Raw genomic sequence first — 24,574 nt, forward strand, 5'->3', positions numbered from 1 at the left:
ATCGCATGCACGTACTCAACCTTGCCCTTACAAAGCGGCGGGGACGCCGCTGGCTGGCAGCGTTGTCCGTGGCGTTCGCCGTCACGGTTGCGGCGTTTGCGCAGCGCCCCATCGAGTTGTCCGTGGATGTGTCGAGTGCGCCGCAACGCATCTATCGGGTACATATGGTCGCGCCGGTTAAGCCTGGCGCGCTACGCCTTGCGTATCCCAAGTGGATTCAGGGAGAGCACAGCCCCAGCGGTCCCGTCATGGACGTGACGGGGCTGCATCTTTCGGCGAACGGCAAGCCGATCGAGTGGCGCCGCGACCTGCGCGACATGTTTGTGATTGAGTGTCGCGTGCCGCGCGGTGTGTCCGAGTTGACGGTCGATTTCGACTATCTTCCGGTGCAGACGGATGCGCCGTTCACCGGCGGAGTCGAAACGACATCAACCATGGGCGTGCTGTACTGGAGCCAGGTTGTTTTCTATCCGGAGCGTGCGCGTGCGCAAGATGTTCTCGTGAGGCCGACGTTGCGGTTGCCTGACAATTGGGTTGCTGGCGGGGCATTGCTGCGCGACGAGTCGGGAGCTTCTGACGGGGCGATTCGTTACCGGACCGTGACATTGGACGAACTGGTAGACACACCGGTTTTGTTTGGGAAGCATCTGCGCAGCATCGCGCTGGAGCCACGAACGCCGGACAACGTGCCGCGGGTGATGGACATTGCCGCGGAGAGCGAATGGGCGCTGGCGCTTCCGGAAGAGCGCATTAAGCAGTACGGCAACATGATCGACGAGATGTATTCGTTTCTCGGCGCGGGGCACTACGACCGCTACCATTTTCTCGTGACGCTGAGCGATCAGCTGCAGTACTTCGGCATGGAGCATCACCGCACGAGCGATTGCCGTCTGGTCGAAAAGGCGATGGTGGAAGACGCATTTCACAAGTGGCACGCCGAGTTGATTCCGCACGAGTACTTCCATTCGTGGAATGGAAAGGCGATTCGGCCCAAGGGGTTGGCTACGGACAACCTGCAAGAGACGCTTGAGACCGACATGCTGTGGATCTATGAGGGGATGACCTCGTATTACGGCAAGGTGTTGGCTGCGCGCAGCGGGATGTGGTCGCAGGAAGAGGCGCGTGACATTGTCGCGAAAACCGCAGGACGGCAAGAGGCGACGCTTGGGCGGACGTGGCGTCCGTTCCGGGACGTGTGCGACGCGGCGCAGATCATTTATCCCGCGCCAAAGGCGGGTTCGAAATGGCGGCGCGGTGCGGATTTCTATCCTGAAGGCACGCTGATTTGGCTTGACGCGGACGTGCTCATTCGCAAGTTGTCGGGAGGGGCGAAGACCTTGGACGATTTCTGCTCGTTGTACCTTCGGGCGGGCGAAAATGGAAAGGTCTTTGAAACGCCGGTGACTCCCGATGACGTGTACAAGACGCTCTCGGAGGTACAGCCCTACGATTGGAAGAGGTTCTTCGAAGAACGATTGCGGTCAACAAGTCCGAAGGCTCCGTTGGACGGGATTACGGAAGGCGGTTGGCGGTTGGTGTATACAAGCACGCCGAACACCTCGTTCGAGTCGCCGGACGGCGGACCGTTGGATTGCAGTTCGACGCTGGGAATGACGGTGGCCGGGGACGGGGCGATTCTCGACGTTACTCCGGGAATGGCCGCGTTTGAAGCTGGACTTGGGCCGGGCATGCGGATCGTCGCGCTGAACAATCGGCGGTTTACGACGGGGTTGTTGACGCGGGCCATCAAGGAATCGCGGACGGCGACGGAACCGATGCAGGTTTTGATAGAGAACGGGGACTATTTTTCGACGCACGCTGTCACGTACAAGGACGGCGAACGGCAGCCGCATTTGGAGCGGGACGAGAGCAAGCCCGACTTGCTTTCGGCGATATTCGCGCCGCGTGTGGCGAAGTAATCTAGACGACGGGGTACCATGAAGAAAACAGTTCGAGCGCTCATACTGACGGGATTCGGCATCAACTGCGACGGCGAGACGACGGAAGCGTTCAAGCGCGCCGGAGCGGATGCGTTGCGCGTACACCTGAACGATGTTATTCCGAATCCGGAGGTGTTGGAACGGTTCCAAATCCTGGCGGTGCCGGGTGGGTTCAGTTTCGGTGACGACGTGGCGTCGGGGAAGATCTTTGCGAACCGGTTGCGCTATCGCCTGGGTGCGGCGCTGCAGAAGTTTGTCGCAGACGGCAAGCTCGTCATCGGGATCTGCAACGGGTTTCAGGTGCTGGTGAAGATGGGCATGCTGCCCATGCGAAGCGGCGCGTTCGAGCAGGAAGTGACATTGACTCACAACGACAGCGGGCGGTTCGAGAATCGCTGGATATGTCTGTCCAAAGCGCCGAATACAAAGTGTGTCTGGTTGAAGGGAATCGAGCGTCTCGAATTACCGGTGCGACACGGAGAGGGCAAGTTCATCCCGCGCGACAATGACGTGCTGAAGGCGCTTGCTGAGAATGGCCAGGTCGCGTTGCGGTATTGCCGGCTGGACGGGGCCTCGGCGCGCGGCGAGTTCCCGGTCAATCCCAACGGGTCCATCGACGATATCGCGGCGATTTGCGATCCGACGGGGCGCGTCTTTGGGCTTATGCCGCATCCCGAAGCATACGTGGACCGAACGAATCATCCGCGCTGGACCCGCGAGAATCTGCCAGAGGAAGGCGCGGGATTGCAGGTGTTTCGGAATGCGGTGGAGTACGTCAAAGAAGCCGGTGTGTAAGGGCAAAGGCAGCGCACCTGGGGAAGTGGACCCATGAGACCCATGGGACCCGTGAAGCTTGTGGGTCTCAAGAAGCACAACCATCGCCCTGACAACGGTCAACACTTGGCGGTCCGGCTGCGTTACGTTCTTTGACTGAACCGCGACAGCTCCCTAGAATGGGGAAACGTATTCCACGCAGTGTTTTACTGTCGAAAGGACCCATCCATGACAAGGCTCCGCCTCTGGCATGTTGCGTTTGTCTGTATACCTGTTGTCGCATCCGCCGTTTGGGCCCAGACCAACCCCTCCCCCACGCCGCAGCGCATGTGGTTTACGCAGACCGGTAACGTCAATGACCGGCATGTAACGCTTTCCGTGCGGGTGGAATCCGAATATACCCTTCCAACACCGATACGGCTGGAGTGCGATTTCGAGAGTCCGGAACCTGTGGACGACGTTCGCGTGGCGCTTAAGGCTACGGACTCGGAGGGCGTCGCGGCGTATGAGTCGGAGATTGTCACGGACTTGGAGCAAGGCACGTCGCCGTGCGTCTTCACGTGGGACACGGCGGGACTGAAGGACGGGGTCTACAACCTGGAGATTGTGGCCGAACGAACGTCCATGACCCGACTGGCGACGCTGACGATGACGGCTGAGGTTCTTTCGGAGGGAGTCGTGCAAGCGAGCCTTGCGAAAGCGGAGGCGGCGACGTTGGCAATGACGCGGACCCTTGAGCGGCTTGTGGCCGAGGGAAAGCCGTCCTTGTACGGGACAGTGCGAACGGCCATAGCGAGCGATGCACTTCCCAAGGCGCGGGCTGCATTTGCGGAGGGCGACTGGCGCAGGGCGTATACGTCGGCCGTGGCCGTTTACGGCATGACGCAAAATCTGGCATTGGAACTCGCTTTTCGTGGTTGCATGGGAGCGCCGGCCGCCGGCTACGCACCCGCGGACCTATCCAAGCTGGAGATTCGTAATGGAGACTTCTACGCCGGTGACCGGGTTGTCTACCTGTTGGGAACGTATGGCAGCGATGACCTTGCCGAGACTATGCCGGTGCTGCACCGGTACGGGCTGAACCTGGGTGTGGATGTAGTGGGCCCGGACGAGACGCTGACCGGCACGGAGGTCTCCACATCATTCCAAGCTCCGCTCGATCGCGTGTTTGAAGCGGCAAAGGCGAACAACATTAGCGTGGCGGTGGAGCTTGCACCGAATCTGGCGCCGGCGTGGGTGCTCGAAAAGTGGCCGGAGTTGACGGAGCGAGGTGGAGGAAGTTTCCCGTACGACGTGACGTTGCCGCAGGCGCGGAATCTCATCGAAGCGCACACGCGGGCTGTTGCCGGATACGTTGCGAACAAGCCCATGCTCAACAGCCTAATCCTCACGGCAAATCCCGAATTTCGGATGGAAGGAAACGAAGTCCGAGAGAAATTCATAGCGTCGGTGCGCGAGATGTACGGCGATCACAACAAGATGAACCGCCTATGGCGGACGCGATACCTGAATTTCGACGAGATTACGTTGGATTGGGCATTGCAGCGTCCCCCCTATCAATACGACCTCCAGATGTTCCACCGTAGACTGGGCACAGAGTTGCTGCAATGGATGGCGGGCCTGGCAAAGACGGCGGCTCCCGGTGCGCCGGTGCAGGTAGCGTGTTCCGACCACGTTTTCCAATTAGGAGAGGCAGTAGCCGGGATTGACCGTGAGGCGCTGTCGCACAGCATGGATATCCAGGGATGCACGACCCTATCGCCGCCGATTGCAGGCCAGGTGGCGGAGTCCATCGGCGAGCACGGGATGTACTACGCGTTGCTTCATTCCATGAATCCGGGCGCGCCGGTGTTTGATTCCGCGTGCGGGCTGCACATGAAGTCGATATCCGACCCTTCCGGCTATCTGCGCGCGCTGGTGTGGGATGCGGTGATATCGGGCGCAGATGCCGTGGCGTTGCCGTTACAGCAATCGGGGGACTCGCAGCGGGCAATATTGGACGATCCCCGGGCCATGAATGGTCTCGCGACGGCAAGTCTGGACGTGAACCGTCTGTCATCCGCGGTGGCGGCGTTTCAATCCGCGCCTGCCGAAGTGGCAATACTCTGGAGCACGTCGAGCCAGATCTATAAGCAAGGCGAACCATTCACGGAATCGGCGCGGATCGCGTATTTGGGGTGCAGCACATTTGGCTACGCGGTGCGCTTCATCACGGAAGATCAGTGCGCAAGGGGTGAGCTCGAAGGCATTCGAGTACTCGTGATTCCAAACGTATTGGCGTTGACGGACGAAGCGTTCAAGGCCGTGGACAAGTATATAGAGAGCGGGGGCGTAACGATCCGTACGGGTGAACCGATTCCGTACAATCCGCATGGGCACACGCGGACGGATACGTTGACGACGTCGCCGCGGACCGTTTATGTGCGCGGCAGCATAACCCCGAAGAGTTACATGCATGCCATGGACTCGGCCAACGACATGCTTGGAGAAACTCAGTTCCCGCGGGCAATCAATTCAAATGGGTATCCGCTGGAAGGGGTCAAAACCCGGCTGTGTATGATTGAGGGAGCACTTCACCTGTATCTCGTCAATCTTCGGGAAATACCGGTGGATGTCACGCTTCAGGGCGGGTATTCAACAGGGCGTGACTTGGTATCCGGCGGGCCGGTGGCATTTCCGGGTACAGTCGCACCCCTCTCCCCCATGCTGATTCGACTTGACGAACCGAAGGCGCACGTAGCCGAAGAAGCGTCAACCCCAACGGAGAGGACGGTGCCGAGCGCGGCGATTGAGCCGGTCGTTCAGGAGCCGGAGAAGAAAAGCCCGCGCACACGCGCCAAGGCCGCGGCAGAGGACAAGTAGTCCGCAATTTGCACCGGCGCGATTGAGCGCTGACGCAAATTGCTCACGTGCAGGACGTTGAGGTTATGTCATGAGGATTTCTCGCGAACACACTCTGTCTTCGGAGAGCCGCTTTGATTTTCGCCGCAAGTCTCGCAAACACACCGGTTACGAGAGAGGTTCAAGTGTGTTCGCGAGAAATCCGGGGTGGCGTCTGTGATTTCGTTACGTTCATTGACGTCCGTTGCAGTTGTCGCCGGAGCGTGCATTTCGCCTGCGTTGGTCTTGGCGGACCCTTTGCCGCCAGAGCAGTTGCCCGTGATTAAAGGATTGCCGGACGCATTGCGCATGAACGATGGCTCCGCTATTACGTCGCCAGCCCAATGGGAAGCGCGGCGCGTGGAAATGAAGAAGCTGATAGTCGAGTACGAGTACGGGCACGCGCCTGAAGGCCCATTTAAGGTCGAAGCGACTTCGGTGGACGACGTTGGACTTGAAAACGACGGAGTCACCCGGCACCGCGTGGCGCATCTTATCGTGGACCCGGTCAAGCGCGTGCCGATAGACCTTCACCTGTTCACACCCGCCGAGGGAAAGACGCCGATGCCCGTTATCGTGGGCATTGGAAAGGGGTGCCCAAATATCGGCGAGATCAACCAGCGCGGGTATGCGTTCGCATGCTTTGCCCACCGAAACCTCGATCCGGATACGGAAGGTAAGGACGATGTAGGTCCTGCGCAGGCGGCGTATCCGGAATGCGATTGGGGAAGTGTCGCGATTTGGGCGTGGGGCGCGTCGCGTGTGCTGGATTATCTGCTCACGCAGCCGGAATTCGATAAGAACCGCGTGGTGGTTACGGGACATTCGCGGACGGGCAAGGCCGCGTTGTTGGCGGGTGCATTGGACGAGCGGTTTGCGGTGGTCGTGCCGAATGGGTCGGGATGCGGCGGGGCCAGCGCGTATCGCGTGTATTCGAAGAACAGCGAGACGCTGGCGCTCATCACCAATAAGCTGCGCTTCTACAGTTGGTTCCAAAAAGACTTCGGTCGGTTCGCCGGAAACGAAACACGGCTGCCGTTCGATCAGCATTTTCTGAGGGCATTGGTCGCCCCGAGGGCGGTGTTGTGTACAGAGGCGCGCGGCGATACCTGGGCCAATCCCGACGGGAACAAGGCCGCGTTTGAGGCAGCACAACCCGTGTTCGACTTCCTAGGAGTCCCGAAGCACAACGCGATGCATATTCGCGAGGGCGAGCACGACCAGCTTGCGGAGGATTTCCGCGCGTTGCTGGATTTCGCTGATACGTGCTTCGGAAGACCGTAGAGACCGCCACGGGCGGTTCGTATCAATCCAGCAGAGACCTGCCGCTGATTGTTAGTTCAATGACAACAATTTTCGTTCGGGCGGAAACCAGGGACACGCACGTCTCCGCTTCGCTGCGCTTGTGTCAGTCCCTGCTTTCCGCTGCTTCTGACTCTTCTTTGGGTTTACCAATAATGTTGCCTCAATTACGATTGACTACACTAGGGCCAGTACAGCCATGCCAGGGTCGCCAGATTTTTCGAGGGCTTAACGCCGGCATTCTGTACCCTAAGTCTCGTGCAAAGTCCAGCGCTGTTGCAGTAGAGTTAGCGCATGGTTGACATCTTCGAATTGATTCCGAGTCCGATTCTTGAGGTGGATGTTGAAGGCCGCGTGGTTCAAGCGAACGAGGCGGCGCGGCAGGCTTTCGCGGCGCTGGCTTCCGCCGATGCGCGATTGACCGATATTCTGCCGGATTCCCGGTTTTTCGACCTCAAGGGGTGCATTGCGGGGGGCCCGCCGATTCTCGTGTGCGGCGCGACGGGTGACGCACACCACCATTTCCAGATTCGCGGCATTCCGGGATGTGACATAGCGTTGGTGTTCGCGACGAATACATCGGACATGCGCCGGACGGGGTCGGAACTTGCGCGCGTACTGTTGATCGCATTGAGCCTGGGGCAAGCGAATTTCTTCAAGACGGTCGTGGGCGCGTTGGCGGTGTTTCCGGGCGTGCGATACGCGGTGCTGGCGGAGATCGAAAGCGCGGCGCAGCGCAAGGCTCGGGTCCTGGAATGCTGGCAGCAGTCTTCCGTTCCTCAGCTTTCGGAAATAGACATGCGAGGGACGCCGTTCGACGCGCTCGTCTTGCCGGAGGCAACCACGGTGATCTTGAACGATGAAGAACTGGTTGCCGAATATCCGGACTTTGAGTTGCCAAAGCTAACCGAATCGAGAGGATTTGCCGGGGTCCCGGTAAGAAGTCCACATGGCGATGCGATTGGCTTTTTGGCGCTGTTGTCGGTGCATCCCGTCCAAGACTATCGCGCGTTTCACTTAATGCTGGAGGTATTTGCGGCGTGCTGTGCGGCGGAGATGCAGCGTAGAAACGCGGAGACGCGTTTCGAGGACATTCTGGTTTCGTACGAGCAGCAGTTGAAAGAGCTCTCGTGCATTTACAGCATGGCGGAATCGTTGCGCACGGGCGAAAGCGTCCCCGACATATGCAAGGAAATTGTACGCATCATTCCCACTGCGTGGCGGTTTCCGGAGCATGCGTTTGCCCGCATCATGTTCGACGGCATCAATTACGACAGCGCACAGATCGTCAGTACGCCGTTTGTCCAGTCGTCGGCCATCGTGGTGAATCGAAAGCCGAGGGGCATGGTGCAGGTCTTCTATGCCGATACGGTTCAGTCGCGCAAGGACGTGGGACCGTTCGTGGCCTCGGAGCGGAAGCTGCTGGACACGATAGCGCGAATGTTGGGCGAGGCCATCGAGCGCCATGAGGCGGAGGCCGACAACCGCCGCAATGCGTTGCTGCTGGCGCAGGAACTGAACAGGCTCGAGACGATTGTGCGAACGATCGGCGAAGGTGTGGTGGTCACAGACACGCATGACCGCGTATTGCTGATGAACACGGTGGCGCAGGACCTGCTGGGGTACTCCCGGAGGGAGCCGGTGGGCGAGAATTTGCTCTTGGTGTTGCATGACACACGCTTCAGGGAGATGTGGCGGGAAACCGCTTCAAGCGGCATCGATTTCACAAAAGAAGAGTTGCGGATCGAATCTGTACCGCCGCGAATCTTGTGGGCGACGCGCTCGCGCATTCCGGAGTTGCTCCAGGGAGAAGACTGCTTCGTGACCATATTTCAGGATGTCACGAAGCAGCGTGAAATCGATCAGATGAAGACGGATTTTGTGTCGGCGGTGTCGCATGAGTTGCGCACGCCGATGACGTCGATCAAGGGATTCGTGAGCACGTTGCTGCACAAGCCGGATATTGAACCGGAACGCCGGGAACGATTCCTGAGTATCATCGCGGAAGAATCCGAGCGTCTGATGAAGCTCATCGAAGATCTGCTTGAGATGGCATCGATCGAATCCGGCAGGGCTTCGGTCCGCCTGGCTCCGGTCGAGGTATCGCGGGTGGTCGAGACGGTTGCGTCGGCGCTTCTGCCGGTCATAGAGGGTAAGCATCTGACGTTTGTGCGTGACATACCGAGAGACCTCTCCCCCATTGTGGCCGACGCGAGCAAGCTTCACACCATCATCTTCAATCTTGTGGAGAACGCAACGAAGTTCACGCCACCGGGGGGAACGATATCCATATCGGCCCGTGCGGATGATGTCAATCTTGAGCTCACGGTGAAGGACTCGGGGATAGGCATCGCGCGAGAAAACCTGGATCGGTTGTTTGAGCGGTTCTACCAAGTGCAGCACGGTTCGGACAAATCCCCCGGGACAGGACTTGGATTGTACCTGGTTAAGGAAATGGTTACACTTCACAAGGGAAGTGTAAGTGTCGACAGCGAGCTTGGCGGCGGAGCCGTGTTCCGTGTGGTTCTGCCATTGACGCAAGAATCCTAGATCTCACCGTGGGGACGGATTGGGTGCCGCAACCGGTTCCATTCGCGAGGTCGTGACGCTGAATGCTTCTCGATTCTGGACCGCAATTTGCCTCGGCGCTCTATCGCGCCGGTGCAAATTGGTCACGTGCAAGACTTTGAGGTTATGCCATGAGGATTTCTCGCGAACACTCTCTGTTTTAGGAGAGCCGCTTTGTTTTTCGCCGTAAGACTCGCAGACACACTGGTTACAAGAGAGGTTCACATGTGTTCGTGAGAAATCCGGCCTGGACCGCGGACGAAGAGTCGCGGAAATGTTCATGATGGCTGCAGAGAAGCGCTTCCGGCGTTAATCCGGGGCGTCGCAATTGCGGAGGACGCGCGGTGGAAGAACCGCAGACGTACACGGTTCTTGTCGTTGAAGACGATAAGCACACGGCCGAGTTGCTTTCATACAATCTTACCGAGGCTGGGTTTCACGTATTCCAGGCGCACGACGGCGTGGACGCGCTGAAGAAGCTCGACATCGTGACGGTGGATCTGATCATTTGCGACATCATGATGCCGCAGATGGATGGCTTTACGTTACGGCAGAGACTGCTCAAAAATCCCGCACAGCAACACACGCCATTCATCTTTTTGACTGCCAAGTCTCAACCGGAGGATCAGATCCGCGGACTTGAATCGGGAGTGGACGAGTACATCACGAAGCCATTCGATCCCCATGTGTTTGTGGCGCGGGTGCATGCAGTGTTACGGCGACACGAGAACATGGCGCAGTTGGTGCGCCGGGATCCGTTGACCCAATTGTTGAATCGCAATACGCTGGAACGCGAGATCGAACGAGAATTGGCGCGTATCAAGCGGTATTCGGGAATAGGCAGCCTGGTCTTCTTGGATCTGGACGACTTCAAGGAGATTAACGATCGACTTGGCCACGCCACGGGCGACCGGGCGCTGGTGCGGCTGGCTTCGGTACTGACGAGCGAGATTCGAAGCGTGGATATCGTGGGACGGTACGGCGGCGAAGAGTTTGTGCTGTATTTCCCGGAGTCGACGATAGAGACGAGCCGCGGGATCGTGGAACGTATGCACGCGGCATTTGTCGAGCTATCACAGGAAGAGGACAACGAGCTATTGACGTTCAGCGCGGGAATCGCGGAAGCGCCCAGGCACGGCAGCGATTTTAAGACATTGTGTTCGCGCGCGGACGAAGCTATGTACTCCGCAAAACATCAGGGTAAAGCGCGGATTATCGCGTGGACGGACACAAAAAGCGAAAGCTCAAAGCCTGCGTAGTTTCTGGGTTTTAGTTTGGGGACACCAAACGACAGGGGGGATTGGGTGATGCTGAAACAGTGGGTTCTATCTGCAGTCGTATTTGTGGCCCCTTGTCTGATGGCCATTGCTGCCGAGCAACCACAGCACGTCGTCGTCGCGCCTGCTCAGGGGCAGACGCCTCGCAACAGTGAGGCTGCAATCATTGCACTGAAAGACGGCTCGCTGCTGCTTGGCTGGACAGAATTCTATGATGGGCGCGGCGAAGACCACGGTCCCGCGCGGATATCCGGACTGATCTCCAAAGACGGGGGCGTGACTTGGGGTGACAAATACACGCTCATCGAGAATGACGGCGGGTGCAACGTGATGGAAGTCAACTTCCTGCGTTTGTCTGACAGCGAGATCGCGCTGTTCTATTGTCAGAAAAACACTGAGAGCAGCGATTGCAGGATCATGCTTCGCACGACGCTCGATGAGGGCAAAACTTGGGGAGAGGCAAAGCAACTTAGTCCTGCGGGAAAGTACACGGGGTTGACGAATGGCCGTTCGTTGCGGCTGAAGTCGGGCCGCATTTTGATTGAGGCGTGGGAAGGCGGGACAAGCTACTGCTGCCTGTCGGATGACAACGGCAAGACGTGGCGCGATGGAGCGCGCGTGAAGCCGGAGAAGGGCGAGTGCTGGGAGCCGGTGTGCATCGAATTGAAAGACGGCCGCGTGATGATGCTCCTTCGGACGCAATTGGGCGGACAGTACAAGACGATTTCATCGGATGGCGGCGAGACGTGGAGCGTGCCTGTGGCAACGCCGCTTGAAGGGACTGCGGCGCCGGCGATGCTCTCTAGGGTGCCGACTACGGGAGACATTCTCGTCATCTGGAATCACAACCCTGGCGCGGGGAGCCGGAATCCGTTGACAGCGGCGGTCTCAAAGGATGAAGGCGAGACATGGGTTCAGTTCAAGAATGTCGAAGATGCTGCAGATGATGCGTGGGCGTATCCGGCGATAACGTGGGTTGGAGACACGGCGCTGGTGACGTATTTCAATTACAAGGGGGGATTGTCGTTGCTGCTGAAGCGCATTCCTGCGGTATGGTTTTACGAGTAGGGGCTGAGGGAACGGCGAAGAGAAGTAGATTCTCACGAAGGGACGCAGGGGGAACTGGGGCAGATTTGAAATCTCAAATTTTGAGATTTCAAATTGGGATATTGGAGGCGCGTCTTCTGGCGTATTGGAGCGCGACAATCGTTTTGTGGTAGCATATATATTGCAAGGTCTGGGGTTCCTGTTTCGTACATTTCCTACGATTTCAAGGCCCAGGTGCATCTAGGGCGTGACATAGGAGGTCCACACATGTCTGCTGGAACTGCGTCTATTAATATCGGCGAAGTCGTCCCACGCGCGTGGCGCGCTTTGATGAGCAATGCGGTCGTGATGATCGTCGGGTTCCTGATTATTGCCATATTGCTCGCGGTCACAGGAGTGATTCTCAGCATGTTCAAGCTTGGCCCGGTGGCGCAGCTTGTACTGGGCGGACCGCTCCTTCTGGGTTACTACGGGGCGGCATTGCGCGCGGCGCGAAGCGAGTCGCCGCAGTTTGGTCACGTGTTTGGAGGATTCCAGCGCTTTGTGCCTGCGCTCATCGCCAACCTGGTGATATCGGCGTTTAACATCGTGGCGCTTGTGGTTGGCTTCATTTCGCCGACGTTGGCATCGCTGTGCGCACTTCCTGGCCTGGTCCTCGCGTTCATCTTCTGCACGACGTATTTCTTTATGGATGACCAGAAACTTGAACCTTTGCCCGCTCTGCAAGCCAGTATGAAGCGCGTGATGGACAACTTGGTGCAGTGGATCGTCCTTTTCCTGGCCATCATCGGCTTCAACATCGTTGGTGTTCTCGCCTGCGGAGTTGGCGTGTTGATCTCGGCGCCTCTGTCGATAATCATGCTGGCAGTCGCCTACGACGACACGCGCGGCTAAGGGCAGCGACTCGCTACTTGCTCGGTGGAGCATCCGGTACAGCGAATTCCAGTTGAAGGGGTTCCGTGCCCACGGTGATGTGTTGCGTCACCAGAGGCTTGGGTTCTTCAATCGGCAGGTTTTCGAGCGACAGGGCTTCGATGCTGTCATTCTCCATGAGTTCTGACATTGCGGAGAGGTCTTCAGAAAAGATTTCAATGTCGTATTCGCCGGGTTCGAGGCCCGCGAAGGCGAAGGTACCCTCTTTGGTGACTTCCGCCGTAACTTGCCCGCTGCCCATGCCCGCGATATGGGCCAGATAGTCGAGTGGGTCCTCCGCCGAGGGCGAGGCCGCCGAGCCTGAATCGGGTTTGGAGATGACCACATAGGTGCCGGGGTGCGGAAACGAGCCATTGAGTTTGCCGCTCACGCGAGTGCCCGCGCCATCACCAAGGCTTACGGAAGTGATTTGTTCATCTGTTACGGTGAAGACCCGGGGTGCGATAGACACGCCTCCGGGTTCTTCACCGTACATGTTTAGAACTGCGTAACGCCCGACGGCTAGCCCCGAGACTTCGAACTGCCCTTGTGCGTCTGTCTTAATGGAAGTGACCCCGTTGGGGCCGGCGAGTTGTAGTTCTGCATCCGCAATGGGCTTGCCCCCGATTGAGTAGGTCCCTTTTGCGCCACCGCCGCGAGAGAATCTGGCTACATAGTCGACGACGCCTGTCCCTTTGGGAACATCGACGCGGAATTGGCGGAAGGGGGCGTATGCAGGATGTTGGCCTTCCACTGTGTAGGCGCCGGCAATGACGTTGGGAATGCTGAATCGGCCTTGGTTGTCGCTTGTCGCAGAGCCTGAACCCTTACCGCCGAAGATATCGGAGAAACCGGGATCTCCAAAGACGGCCATGAACTCGGAGGCGCCCGCCGGTTTTAGGTGTATAGTCGCACCGGGGATAGGCGTTCCCTTCACGTCAACCGCGGACCCGGAGAACGTGACGCCCGGCTCCAAACGGATCGTCATGTGCGGCAGGGTTGCGTTCTCCACAACGGTGAATGAAGTGGATTCGCCTGCCCCCTTCAGGGCACTCCGCGCTTCGACAATGTACTCGCCGGGTTCAACGTTCTTGAACGTAAAGGAACCGGACTCATCGGTTGCGGTTGACCCCGTGCCGCCATCAGAGAACATGTCTGGAAAGCTGGAAAACAACTGAGAGATCGGGTCTTCGGCTTCGTCAGCTTCCTTCTTGGAGACTGCAAGTCGCACGTTACAGTTCTGAACCGCATTGCCAGCGGCATCGACCACGATTCCAGTCAGCGAGGGCATCGGGCGCAATTGCAGGGTAATGGACGTGCCGGTCTTTACATCGGTGGCGATAGCTACTCCCGCGGCGGAGGAACCTTTTACCTTGTAGGTGCCTTCGGGGATCTCGTCAATTGTGAATGAGCCGTCGGCATCTGAATAGGCAAAACCCATGCCATGAGGTTCTCTATCCGCATCGATCTCGACACCTTCCGCCGGTTTGCCATCCGGGTCAAACACGACTCCACGAATTACGCCGGAACGTTCGCGCATGGCGGCGGCGCTGATGCGCAGTTCCAGGTTAGCAACATCTGTCTTTCCATCGACGGTTAGAATAAGGGCATTCTTGTCTTCTTCCTCGGAAGCTTCGAAACCGACGTCCGGTCCGAGGCGATACGTGCCCGCCGGAACATGCTTGAACGCGAAGTGGCCCTGATCGTCTGCCTGTGTAATATCCGAGGAATCGAATGAGATGGATTCTTCGCCTGCCGGGACCAAATGGAGAACGTAATTTGCGGCAAGGGAATTGTCTTCGAGCTTTGCGACGCCACTGACAGAACATCCGGATACGAGAGTGATTTCGAGTTGGTGCGCGGAATTGCCTTTTGTCACACGGAATTCGGCGCTCTTCGCAGTGACGCGATCCTCGTGTTGGACGGACACGTAGTAGGGTTTGTCGAAGGCAAGACCAGCAATCAGGAAGCGGCCATCCGAATCGGTAAGCGAGGAACCACCGCCAGTCCATTGAAGCATCGCTTCGGGCCCATAGCTTACGGTGAAGTCCGAGTCAGCTAGCGCCAGGACGGCAAAGGCCTCCGAAATGGGCTTGCCTTCCTCGTCGCGAACGACACCTTCGACGGTCCCGCCGTGTTGCAGCGCGAAATCGACGGCGTCGTGCTGAGAGCCTGCCGCAACGTTAACTACTTTGGCGGTAGCGGGATCGTCAACGTATCCCAGTTCACCGGCAAGTGCCAGGACTTTGTAGTTTCCTTCAGGGACACCTTCGAGGCGGTATGTTCCATCGCCAGCGGTAAGGCCATTGACGTTCTTTTCGAGAAACTCATCCTGCGAGGTGAAATACATGCCAAAAGCCGGCTCAAAACCGGAATCGCGCGCTTCCGACAGGGCAATTGTGACCCCTTCGATGGCCGCCCCGGTTTCGACGTCGGTGACTTTGCCGGAGATCGTGGCGCCTTTTGCCAAAGCGAAATCGACCCTTACCGAATCGGAAGCGGGTTCTCCGGTCTCTTTGATTTGCATGACGTAACCGCTGGCTAGGCAGGTGATGTTAGAGCCAGCCAACATATCGCTGAGAGTGAATGTGTATGAACCCTTTTCGTCGGCCTGAGTCGTAGGCAATTTCCCTCCAAGACCACCTTGCGCCATCGAAGATTGCGAACCCATCGCGGCCTGCAGTTGGGCCTTCAGAGAGTCCTCCAAGTCGGCCATGGAGGATGCCATAGAGTCCTCGGTCAGCTTCTGTACTTGTGGATTCGCAAATGCCGAAATGCCGCCGTGCGTGAAGTCTTCCACGGAGATGGTTGCACCGGGGACTGGTTGCCCAGTTACCTGGTCTATGACCGTTCCGTAGACGCGCAGGCCCGTGGTTTCCGCTGGGGCATTGACGGTTTCATCCTGCACGCCGGGAGCATTGGGTGTTGCTGGAGAGGGCAATTGGGTGAGTTGGGACACGTCAACCGGCAAAGAGACTTGTGCATTTTGCATGGCCGATTCTGAAGGACTTTGCCGGACATACAACAGGAACAGCGTTACAGCACCAGCCATTGCGAGTCCCACGACCGTCACGAGAGCAATCCGGACGACGCGCATGATGACATCCCCTCTTGGTCTAGCCCGAAACATAACTCTACAAGAGTGGATCGGTTCAGTTCACGCGCGTTGCGCGATCTCGCGAACGGAGACGTCGATGGATAACGAAGACGAGAACTCCTAAGAAACGGACGGTATACGTTGCTTTCGTCCTTACAGGACTCACGTTGGTTGGGGGCTGGAACCTGGGGTTTCGATTCGCGTCGTTGCCGCGAATCTCACCCCAGGCTGGAGTCTGCCGTGCCTACGGCACTCCAGAGAAGAGGCTGTCTGAGTAATTGCGAACGAAGCACAGGGCATATTGCCCGATGCCTTGTGAAGGCTGCCCACTTGATCGTTGTTTCTAACATCAAAACCCGCGCTGGCGCGGTCCCCTGCTCGGAACTAGATCTTGGTGACGGTACTGGCTTCCTGGGCAAAATCGATGGTGATGCGGGCGTGTTGTGCCTTGAACTGCGTGTATTTGATTCCGGCCATATCGAGCATGCGGCGGGCGGCACGCACACTGTCAGTGTCGTGGTACTTGTCGCTGAGGTAGATGATGTCGGTGATGCCGCCCTGGATGACGAGTTTCGTGCATTCGCAGCAGGGAAAGAGGGTGACATAGAGGCGGCATCCGACGAGGTCGGCGCTGTTTTTGTTCATGATGGCGTTCAGTTCGGCGTGGCACACGTAGGGGTATTTGGTGTCAAAAGGACTCGCCGCTTCGCGCTCCCAGGGAAGTTCGTCGTCGCTGCAGCCGCGGGGAAAACCGTTGTAGCCAATACCGACGATTTTGTTGTCGGGATTCACGATGCATGCGCCTACCTGGGAACTGGGGTCTTTGCTGCGTTGTGCCGAGAGGATGGCGATGCCCATGAAGTAGTCCGACCAGGAGATGTAATCGCTTCGCTTGCTCGTCATAGGACCCTCAATTGCCGTGGTTGTGAGGACACAAGAAGATGACTGAGCACGATTATAGCGGCAGAGGTAGCTGGCGCCCAAGGGTGTTGGTGGCAAGAGATATGACGCAAGGGACCAATGGGATCCAAGAGACAGAACAAGCCGAGGAATTGAGCGATGGCGGTGCAATTGGTGTCCACTTTATGTATTGGTGTACACTGCATCGTGCAGGCTAAGCCTTTGGCGCGTCAATCATAGCGCGACCACGTGTAACAGAGGACGTTCTGCCTCTGTCCCATCACACCGAAGGCCCCGACTACACGAAGTAAGGAATAACGGGAGCGCCTATGCCGGATACGCTATCCAATCTTATTGGGGAAAACTACTTCCCGTTTGGCTTTCATTTGACGCGAAAGGTGTGGCACCGGTGCGGTGTTGCGGACTTGCTTCGCGGCAAGACCATCGGCGAAACGCGGGCGACGGTGCACGCGACGCGTCAGTTCGTCCAGCGGGTGAACTCGGAGCGCGCCGCCAAATCGCCGGCAGAAGAACCGATACGCCCCGGACACGCCCTCACGCTGGGCTTGCTGACGGACATTCTGCGGTACGTGGTCCATTACTACTGCTGGCAGCAGAAACCGGGCGTATTGGATGAAGGATTGAACTGGACGCGGGCCTGTTCCAGCGACGATACGGTGGAGTCGCCGCCCCCCACCTTCGTGAACCTCTTTCCTCCGGCGGTGGTAGAACTCAAGGGCACGCCGGAAACTGAGTTTCTCACGAAGAAGGAGGGACTGCGGTCCAACAAGCACGTGTCCGTGATCGAGATGGTGCTGTTGCGCCTGGCGATATCGAATCCGGCGCTGAAGTCGTTTATCCCGCTTTTTTCGGACGATGAGCTAAAACAGAAGGCTCCATACAAGGAACTTGTGGAACTTCTGGAGTCGTTCTTTGCGAATCAGCCTCCGGTCGACGCGTTGGGCATGACGCTATTTGAGTCGTTGCGGGCTCCGATGAAGGCGGCGCCGAATTCGCTGGACGATCAACTGGAGTATATCCGGGCGAAGTGGGCGCACTTCTTGCCTGCAGACCTGATTGAGCGGTTGCTGGTGATTCGCGGCATCTTGCGCGAAGAGACGTTTATGCGCGGGTTAGGCGCGGGCTCTACAGAAGTGTTGCGATTCGGACGCCACCAGGGCGCGGATGCCGACATCTATCCCGAAGCGGAGCGTTTCTCTCCGGATGCGGACTGGATGTCGAACGTCGTGATGATCGCGAAGACGATCTACGTCTGGCTCGATCAGTTGTCGAAAAAGTACGAGCGCCCGATTTACCGGCTCGATCATGTGCCCGATGAAGAACTGGATCGTTTGGCGCGTTGGGGATTCAATTGCCTCTGGCTGATTGGGGTATGGGAACGCTCGACCGCTTCCGAGGATATCAAGCGCATCATGGGCAATCCCGAGGCGGTGGCGTCGGCGTATTCGCTTTTCGATTACGACATTGCGGCGGATTTGGGCGGAGATGAAGCGTACCAGAATCTGCGCGACCGGGCGTGGCAGCGGGGCATACGGCTTGCGAGTGATATGGTGCCAAATCACATGGGCATCTATTCGCGGTGGGTCATCGAGCACCCGCAGTGGTTCCTGCAACTGGATTATCCGCCGTATCCGGCGTATCAATTCACGGGAACGAATCTCTCGAGAGATCCACGCGTAGGTCTGTATATTGAAGACGGTTATTGGACACACCGCGACGCTGCAGTTGTGTTCAAACGCGTGGACAACTGGACCGGAGACGCGAAATACATCTACCACGGAAACGACGGCACAAGCATGCCGTGGAACGATACGGCCCAGTTGAATTACCTGCTGCCGGAAGTGCGCGAAGCGGTCATCCAGACCATTCTCCATGTGGCGCGGCAATTTCCGGTGATTCGGTTTGACGCCGCCATGACGCTCGCCAAGAAGCACTATCAGCGGTTGTGGTTTCCGAAGCCGGGCGATGCCGGGGCGATACCGTCGCGCGCGGAACACGGGATGAGCCGAGCCGATTTCGATACGCAGATGCCGGAGGAATTCTGGCGCGAAGTCGTGGATCGGGTCGCGCAGGAGGCGCCGGATACCTTGTTGCTGGCGGAGGCCTTTTGGCTGATGGAGGGCTACTTCGTTCGCACGCTTGGCATGCATCGCGTGTACAACAGCGCGTTCATGAACATGCTGAAGATGGAGCAGAACTCCAATTATCGCGAGACAATGCGCAATGTCCTCGAGTTCAGTCCGGAAGTGCTGAAGCGATTCGTCAATTTCATGAACAACCCCGACGAACGTACCGCGGTAGAGCAGTTCGGCAAAGGAGACAAGTACATTGGCGTGGCGTTGTTGATGGTTACGCTGCCGGGCCTGCCCATGTTCGGCCATGGTCAGATCGAAGGATTCACCGAGAAGTACGGCATGGAGTATCGGCGCGCGTACTGGGAAGAGCAGGTCGACGAGGAGTTGGTGGCGCGACACGAGCGCGAGATTTTCCCGTTGAGCCGCAGGCGCTATCAGTTTAGCGGCGTGCAGCATTTCGCGTTCTACGATTTTCATGCGGACAACGGGCACGTGGACGAGAACGTGTTCGCGTACTCGAACCGCGCGGGCGATCATCGGTCCATCGTGTTCTACAACAACTCATTTGGCGCGACACAGGGCTGGATCAAGACGTCGACGGGCATCAACACGGGCCGAGGCGACGAGGGAACGATAGTCACGAAATCGTTGGCCGATTCGTTGGGATTGCGCGGCGATGACAACGTCTATTACATCTTCCGCGATCACCGAGACAATCTGGAGTACATCCGGTCGGGACGGCAGTTGTGCGACGAGGGATTGTTCGTTCATTTGTACGGCTATCAGTATCACGTGTTTCTGGATTTCCGCGAGGTATACGATTCCGACGGATCGTGGGGCGAGATCGCGTGGCACTTGGGTGGTGGCGGTGTACCGAGTGTGGAACTCGCCAAGCGTTCGTTGGTGCTTGCCCCGTTGCGCGAGGCTTTCAGGGAAGCTGTAAACGCGGAAACATTGAGCGCTCTGATGGCAAAGCCGCTCAACAAGGGCGTTTCGAAAAAGACGTGGGAGCCTATCGCTGCGTCGCTGGAGAAGTTTCTGACGATTTTGAGCGAGCGATCGGGAGTGTCTGCCGAGCCAAAGCCGGTGATAGACAAGGCCGCCGCATGGATTACCGGTCTGCGATCGTTCGAGAAGAAGGCTTCGGCTCTGAAATTGCCGAAGAATGTGATCGACTATTTGGTTGCGCCGATACCCGAGCCTGGCGGCCCGGATTGGGCGTTGTTCTGGCGCATACCTCTGTGCACAGCGATTCTTTTGCCAATCGATGAGGCGCTTCACGGCGAACCGTCGCATGTTCGCGCGGAGGACTGGCTGGAACATTGGATGCTGGCACATGAAACCAGGGCCGCTTTCGTGGCAATGGGACGCGGAGAATGGGAAGCCGAAATTGATGTTGAGCTGCTATCGTTTCTGCTCGATCTTTATGTTTCCACGCCCACGGACTCGGCAATGGTAAAGATGGTGTTCGAGCCGGAGATTGCCAAACCCATCCTGGGCATGAATCAGTTTGAAGGGGTGGAGTACGTTAACCGCGAACGACTTGAATCGGCACTTTACTGGCTCACACTGACGCATGCCGCCTTCGCAGTGGCTGCGCCGGACGCATCGGGTAAAGATGCGGCCGCCGTGATTCAGCGCTGGTATACGTGGTCACGCGACGTACTCAATGCCGCGCAGGAAGCCGGATACCGTGTCGCGGAGATCGAGAAGGTCTTGCTTGACGAGGCTGCGCTGGAAGAAGCCGAAAAGATCAGCCACGCTCGGGCTTCGCGTCGCGACCCATAAGCGCATCGATCGCGTTGCGCGCGTCTGCCCCTTCGAACAGGACGCGGTAGACCTGTTCCGTGATGGGCAGTTCGACGCCGGTGCGGCGGGCAAGCGCGTGAGCCGACTGGGCCGTTCGCACGCCTTCGGCGACCATCGGCGATGAACCCAAAATGGCTTCGAGGCTAAGTCCGCTGGCGATCTTTTCCCCCACGGCGCGGTTGCGCGAATGTTTGCTCTCGCACGTCGTGATGAGGTCGCCCATGCCGCTGAGACCGGCAAACGTGAGCGGATCCGCGCCCATGGCCACGCCAAGCCGAGCCATTTCGGCGAGGCCGCGCGTCATCAATGCGGCTTTGGCATTGTCGCCCAATCCAAAACCGTCACATACGCCGGCGGCAATCGCGATGACATTCTTGAGCGAACCGCCGAGTTCGACACCCACAATGTCCGGGCTTGTGTAGACGCGAAAGGACCGGCTGACAAAAGCAGACTGCACGCGTTCGCAGGCTTCCAAGTTCGAGCCGGCGACGACGACTGACGCGGGCAGGTCGTGCGCGACTTCTTCGGCGTGGCTGGGTCCGGAGAGCGCAGCAACGGTACAGGGACCAGAGACATCCGCAATCACTTCGCTCATGCGCAAGAGCGTCTCATTTTCGACACCTTTTGCCACGCTGACGCGAATGGTCTGCGGGGAAAATTGGAGCTTGCCCGCGACGGAACGCATCGCGTGAGACGGAGTGGCGAGCACGGCAATGTCGGCGCCGGGATCGATGTCTCGCGAGACGTCGATTGCCTCGGGCAACAGGATGCCCGGCAAGAAGAATCGGCTTTGGCGTGTGTCGCGCAACGTATCCGGATCGTCTTCTTCGCGACACCAAAGCCGCACGTTGTGCCCGTTCATCGCCAACAGTCGCGCGAGGGCCAAGCCCCAGCTTCCAGCACCTATCATTTGAATGTTCATGGGCGCACCTTATACGGGACTCGACGGCGGAATTCAAAACGGATTGACGTTGCGCGCACGGGAGCGCCATACTTCCGCGTTTGAATAGAGGGTATTTCCGCACGGTCGACCGTAGCATTAGGGGGAAATCATGAGTTCGGAGACAGCAAATCCACAGGATCGCGTGCTCAGCGTCGACGTGCTGCGCGGGTTCGACATGTTCTGGCTCGCGGGAGGCACAGGGCTGGCGCTGGGCATTGTGGGATTGTGCGGCGAACGTGCGAAGGCGCTTCTTCTCCCCCAGCTCGATCATGCCAAGTGGATTGGGTTCACGTTCTACGATTTCATCTTTCCGCTGTTTGTATTCGTGGTCGGCATGTCGGTGGTGTTTTCGCTGGGCAAATTGCTGGAGCGAAAAGGGAGGACCGCCGCGTACAAGCGAATCGCGCGGCGCGCAGTGCTGATGTACATGCTGGGTCTCGTTTACTACGGAGGCATGGGCGGCGGGTGGTCGGATATCCGCTTGATGGGCGTGTTGCAGCGGCTCGCAATCTGTTACTTAATTACGGGATTGTTGTTTTGCCACTTCGGGACGCGGAGTCTTGTTGCGATTTGCGTGACTATTCTCGCGGGATACTGGTTCCTGTTGAGCTTTGTGCCTGCACCCGGGCACGAGACGGTGTCGTGGGAACCGGATGGGACGTGGACCGCATTCGTGGACGCGCATTGGCTGCCGGGGCGCAAGCACGAAGGCACGTGGGATGCCAACGGGATACTGGGGACCATTTCTGCGGTCAGCACGTGTTTGATGGGCGTGTTCTCGGCGCAATTGCTGATAGCGGGAACGCTGTCGGCTCAAAAGAAGGCGGGCTATTTGATTGGTGGCGGACTCGTCGTGACTGTGCTGGGGCTGTTGTTGGGGCTGCAAACGCCAATTATCAAGATGCTCTGGACGCCGTCGTATGTTCTGGTGTCGGGCGGCCTCAGCGTATTTCTCCTGGGCGTGTTTCATCTCATTGTGGACGTGTGGAAGATCCGGTGGTGGACGCCGCCGTTTCTATGGATCGGCGCAAACGCCTTGACGATCTACCTGGCGCGAAACTTCATGGATTTCAACGCGCTGGCGGATCGGTTTGTGGGGGGTGGTGTTGCGGCGATGGTGGGCCCGGACGTGGGTTACCTTCTTCGCGTAGTCCTTTCACTGGCCTTCTCGTTGGCCTTCGTGCGCTATCTCTACCGCAAGGGGATCTTCCTGCGCGTCTGACGTGGTTCTATTGCACTGCGGCGATGAAAGATTTCGTTAGCGGAAAGGGTCCGGGATAGGGCAAATACGCAACGTGATTGTCCGCGAATATGACCCAAGCATGCCCGTCGCGCGGACGTTGAATGAACATGGGAAAGTTGGCAAACACCGCGCTCGATGCGTGGGGAATGACATGATCGGCCGCCATCTTTTTGTGCAGGTCGCGCCGGAAGCGGTAGAACGTGTTGCTTCCAAGCGTACCCTTGCCCGTCTCTACCGAAATGTCTTTGCTTGGGTCTGCGCCGTGTCGAACGGCCTCGACCAAAGTCATAGCCTCCTCCTCGGACGCAACGGCGTACGGCAGGTAGATGTAGTCCGCCGGGTCTACACCCGGTTCAAGCGTGACCGCGCTATGGCGTCCGATAGGTCCAACAAGCACGGCCTTGGTGTCCGATTCCAAGGGGTACTCGACCGCTTTGCCCATATGGAAACTCGGTGGAAGGAGACCCGGCGCGACGGTAAACCGCTTGTGGACTGCATCGATAGGTGGCCATTCACCTTCATGCGAACAGGCATAGGCGTTGGCTTGACGCGCAATACCCAGCATGGCCAACCCCTGTTTGCCGAACTCTTCAACAGCGCGGCTCTTCATCGTTCCGATGTGAAAGGCCACGCAGTAAGGAATCGCCGCAATTGCAGCGGCTGCCACGAGCCACTTTGGGAAACGTTCCGGCGCGCTCATGCCCGCACCACGATGCCGCGTCGATCCAATGCGACTGCGACGTAGGAGACAAATGCAATGGGAAGGATACCGGCCAACACCAGGGATAGGAAGGGAGACTGGAGCAGCAGTGTTTTGGGGACCATTGCGAAGTAGATCTGGATTGTGAGGCCGCCTGCGGCGAATATCAGCAACAGGTTCTTACCCAGGCTACTCAGGAGCGAAAACCGGAAGCCCACTTGGCTGAAGGCGTAGAAAGCCATCAGCATGAAACCGCACACGTACAAAGCTTGCAACTGCATGGCCGCATTCACGTCATGGTGTTGGGCCGGCTGCATCCAGTCCAACGAATAAGCGGCGATGAAAGCAAATGTCGAAATCGGGACGATGCGTTTCTTGAAGCCCACGGAAGGATTTTCGGGGTCCATTCGGAACCATTGTCCGAAGCAGCTGCCCGTAATGGCCAGAGCGGTCATGCCTAACAAGGCAAACGGGAATGTGGGCAAGTTCAGCGCATTGTCGAAGGGGGTACGGCGATCAAAGATAGGAAAGGCATACAACATCAAATGGATGAGGACCAATACGATGGGTATCAGGATTCTCTTGTCGGCATTGGGCACCAACACGGCCGATAGGAAGGACGTCATCGAACCAAAGGCCAGAACGGTGAACGCGCCCATGTAGAGGAAGTGCCCCCATTCGATGTGCCCCTTAAAGAAGTACGGGAGCAGGATGTGCGCAATGGCGGAGAGGAAGTAGAGGACCGCCACGCGCCGGAAGCCGTACCAGAACGCAACGCTTCCGCCCTTCTTTTTGAGACGGCTTGTGAATGCCAGATAGCCGACGAATCCCAGGATGATCATGAACAGAGCGTGTCCGCTGTCGATGAAGGTCATGGCGGCGGGAAATCCGTCGAAGTAGGCGTAGCCGTGGTTCATGAGCGTAGGCCCGAGCGGCGGATCGCCGAGGACGACGTCGCCCCGGTATTTGTCAGTCGCCATCGAAACGACGAGCAGCAATACGACAAGTCCGCGCGCCTGGTCTAGCCAGTCATAGCGCTCGTGCAGTGGACCGGGAGCTAGTGAATCGTTCATAGCGGAGGTCTCC

General features: G+C 58.1%; 15 protein-coding genes. 10 read left to right on the forward strand and 5 right to left on the reverse strand.

Annotated elements, in window-relative coordinates:
- Positions 1-5 precede the first annotated feature (5 nt).
- From K1Y02_03970 to K1Y02_04005, 8 genes are all read left to right on the forward strand, one after another.
- Entirely contained in the window at positions 6-1,919 is a 1,914-nt protein-coding gene (locus tag K1Y02_03970; protein MBX7255499.1) for a M61 family peptidase, read from the forward strand.
- 18 nt (positions 1,920-1,937) lie between these two features.
- A complete protein-coding gene (locus K1Y02_03975; protein ID MBX7255500.1) occupies positions 1,938-2,735 on the forward strand; it encodes a phosphoribosylformylglycinamidine synthase subunit PurQ in 798 nt (265 codons plus the stop codon).
- Between the two features lie 207 nt (positions 2,736-2,942).
- The gene (locus K1Y02_03980; GenBank protein ID MBX7255501.1) at positions 2,943-5,576 is read left to right on the forward strand and encodes a beta-galactosidase; all 2,634 of its coding nucleotides are present in this window, start codon (positions 2,943-2,945) and stop codon (positions 5,574-5,576) included.
- Positions 5,577-5,771: 195 nt separating this feature from the next.
- On the forward strand, positions 5,772-6,878 hold the full coding sequence (locus tag K1Y02_03985; GenBank protein MBX7255502.1) for a hypothetical protein: 1,107 nt from the start codon (positions 5,772-5,774) through the stop codon (positions 6,876-6,878).
- A gap of 312 nt (positions 6,879-7,190) precedes the next feature.
- Positions 7,191-9,446 (forward strand): cell wall metabolism sensor histidine kinase WalK, encoded by a 2,256-nt coding sequence (locus K1Y02_03990; GenBank protein MBX7255503.1) that lies wholly within the window; start codon positions 7,191-7,193, stop codon positions 9,444-9,446.
- A gap of 362 nt (positions 9,447-9,808) precedes the next feature.
- Positions 9,809-10,723, forward strand: a complete 915-nt coding sequence (locus K1Y02_03995) for a diguanylate cyclase (protein ID MBX7255504.1) — start codon at positions 9,809-9,811, stop codon at positions 10,721-10,723.
- 48 nt (positions 10,724-10,771) lie between these two features.
- Complete coding sequence (locus K1Y02_04000; protein MBX7255505.1) at positions 10,772-11,809, forward strand: glycoside hydrolase; 1,038 nt, start codon at positions 10,772-10,774, stop codon at positions 11,807-11,809.
- 246 nt (positions 11,810-12,055) lie between these two features.
- Positions 12,056-12,682 carry a hypothetical protein gene (locus K1Y02_04005; protein MBX7255506.1) on the forward strand — a complete coding sequence of 209 codons (627 nt, stop codon included), beginning with the start codon at positions 12,056-12,058 and terminating at the stop codon, positions 12,680-12,682.
- A gap of 13 nt (positions 12,683-12,695) precedes the next feature.
- Here the strand turns inward: K1Y02_04005 and K1Y02_04010 are convergent, their stop codons facing one another.
- Together K1Y02_04010 and K1Y02_04015 are read right to left on the reverse strand one after the other, a co-directional pair.
- Positions 12,696-15,797 (reverse strand): carboxypeptidase regulatory-like domain-containing protein, encoded by a 3,102-nt coding sequence (locus tag K1Y02_04010; GenBank protein ID MBX7255507.1) that lies wholly within the window; start codon positions 15,795-15,797, stop codon positions 12,696-12,698.
- Positions 15,798-16,181: 384 nt separating this feature from the next.
- Positions 16,182-16,700, reverse strand: a complete 519-nt coding sequence (locus K1Y02_04015) for a dCMP deaminase family protein (GenBank protein MBX7255508.1) — start codon at positions 16,698-16,700, stop codon at positions 16,182-16,184.
- A 326-nt stretch (positions 16,701-17,026) separates the two neighbouring features.
- On the opposite strand from K1Y02_04015, the gene K1Y02_04020 reads away from it, so the two are divergent.
- Positions 17,027-20,581, forward strand: a complete 3,555-nt coding sequence (locus K1Y02_04020; protein ID MBX7255509.1) for an alpha-amylase — start codon at positions 17,027-17,029, stop codon at positions 20,579-20,581.
- On the opposite strand, the gene K1Y02_04025 is transcribed toward K1Y02_04020, so the two are convergent.
- On the reverse strand, positions 20,547-21,524 hold the full coding sequence (locus K1Y02_04025; GenBank protein MBX7255510.1) for an NAD(P)-dependent glycerol-3-phosphate dehydrogenase: 978 nt from the start codon (positions 21,522-21,524) through the stop codon (positions 20,547-20,549). The genes K1Y02_04020 and K1Y02_04025 overlap by 35 nt on opposite strands.
- Positions 21,525-21,654: 130 nt before the next feature.
- Between K1Y02_04025 and K1Y02_04030 the strand changes: the two genes are divergently transcribed.
- On the forward strand, positions 21,655-22,767 hold the full coding sequence (locus tag K1Y02_04030; GenBank protein ID MBX7255511.1) for a DUF5009 domain-containing protein: 1,113 nt from the start codon (positions 21,655-21,657) through the stop codon (positions 22,765-22,767).
- A 7-nt stretch (positions 22,768-22,774) separates the two neighbouring features.
- On the opposite strand, the gene K1Y02_04035 is transcribed toward K1Y02_04030, so the two are convergent.
- The gene (locus K1Y02_04035) at positions 22,775-23,488 is read right to left on the reverse strand and encodes a hypothetical protein (GenBank protein MBX7255512.1); all 714 of its coding nucleotides are present in this window, start codon (positions 23,486-23,488) and stop codon (positions 22,775-22,777) included.
- Positions 23,485-24,561 carry a hypothetical protein gene (locus K1Y02_04040; protein MBX7255513.1) on the reverse strand — a complete coding sequence of 359 codons (1,077 nt, stop codon included), beginning with the start codon at positions 24,559-24,561 and terminating at the stop codon, positions 23,485-23,487. The genes K1Y02_04035 and K1Y02_04040 overlap by 4 nt, the downstream gene beginning before the upstream one ends.
- Between the last annotated feature and the right edge of the window lie 13 nt (positions 24,562-24,574).

The organism is Candidatus Hydrogenedentota bacterium (assembly GCA_019695095.1).
Classification (GTDB): domain Bacteria; phylum Hydrogenedentota; class Hydrogenedentia; order Hydrogenedentales; family SLHB01; genus JAIBAQ01.

Bases quoted from the DNA above. Each gene is read 5' to 3' on its own strand.
- K1Y02_04015 (MBX7255508.1), bottom strand. From the start codon at position 16,700: ATGACGAGCAAGCGAAGCGATTACATCTCCTGGTCGGACTACTTCATG.
- K1Y02_04010 (MBX7255507.1), bottom strand. From the start codon at position 15,797: ATGCGCGTCGTCCGGATTGCTCTCGTGACGGTCGTGGGACTCGCAATG.
- K1Y02_04000 (MBX7255505.1), top strand. From the start codon at position 10,772: ATGCTGAAACAGTGGGTTCTATCTGCAGTCGTATTTGTGGCCCCTTGT.
- K1Y02_03970 (MBX7255499.1), top strand. From the start codon at position 6: ATGCACGTACTCAACCTTGCCCTTACAAAGCGGCGGGGACGCCGCTGG.
- K1Y02_04025 (MBX7255510.1), bottom strand. From the start codon at position 21,524: ATGAACATTCAAATGATAGGTGCTGGAAGCTGGGGCTTGGCCCTCGCG.
- K1Y02_03980 (MBX7255501.1), top strand. From the start codon at position 2,943: ATGACAAGGCTCCGCCTCTGGCATGTTGCGTTTGTCTGTATACCTGTT.
- K1Y02_04020 (MBX7255509.1), top strand. From the start codon at position 17,027: ATGCCGGATACGCTATCCAATCTTATTGGGGAAAACTACTTCCCGTTT.
- K1Y02_04030 (MBX7255511.1), top strand. From the start codon at position 21,655: ATGAGTTCGGAGACAGCAAATCCACAGGATCGCGTGCTCAGCGTCGAC.
- K1Y02_04005 (MBX7255506.1), top strand. From the start codon at position 12,056: ATGTCTGCTGGAACTGCGTCTATTAATATCGGCGAAGTCGTCCCACGC.
- K1Y02_03990 (MBX7255503.1), top strand. From the start codon at position 7,191: ATGGTTGACATCTTCGAATTGATTCCGAGTCCGATTCTTGAGGTGGAT.
- K1Y02_03975 (MBX7255500.1), top strand. From the start codon at position 1,938: ATGAAGAAAACAGTTCGAGCGCTCATACTGACGGGATTCGGCATCAAC.
- K1Y02_04035 (MBX7255512.1), bottom strand. From the start codon at position 23,488: ATGAGCGCGCCGGAACGTTTCCCAAAGTGGCTCGTGGCAGCCGCTGCA.
- K1Y02_04040 (MBX7255513.1), bottom strand. From the start codon at position 24,561: ATGAACGATTCACTAGCTCCCGGTCCACTGCACGAGCGCTATGACTGG.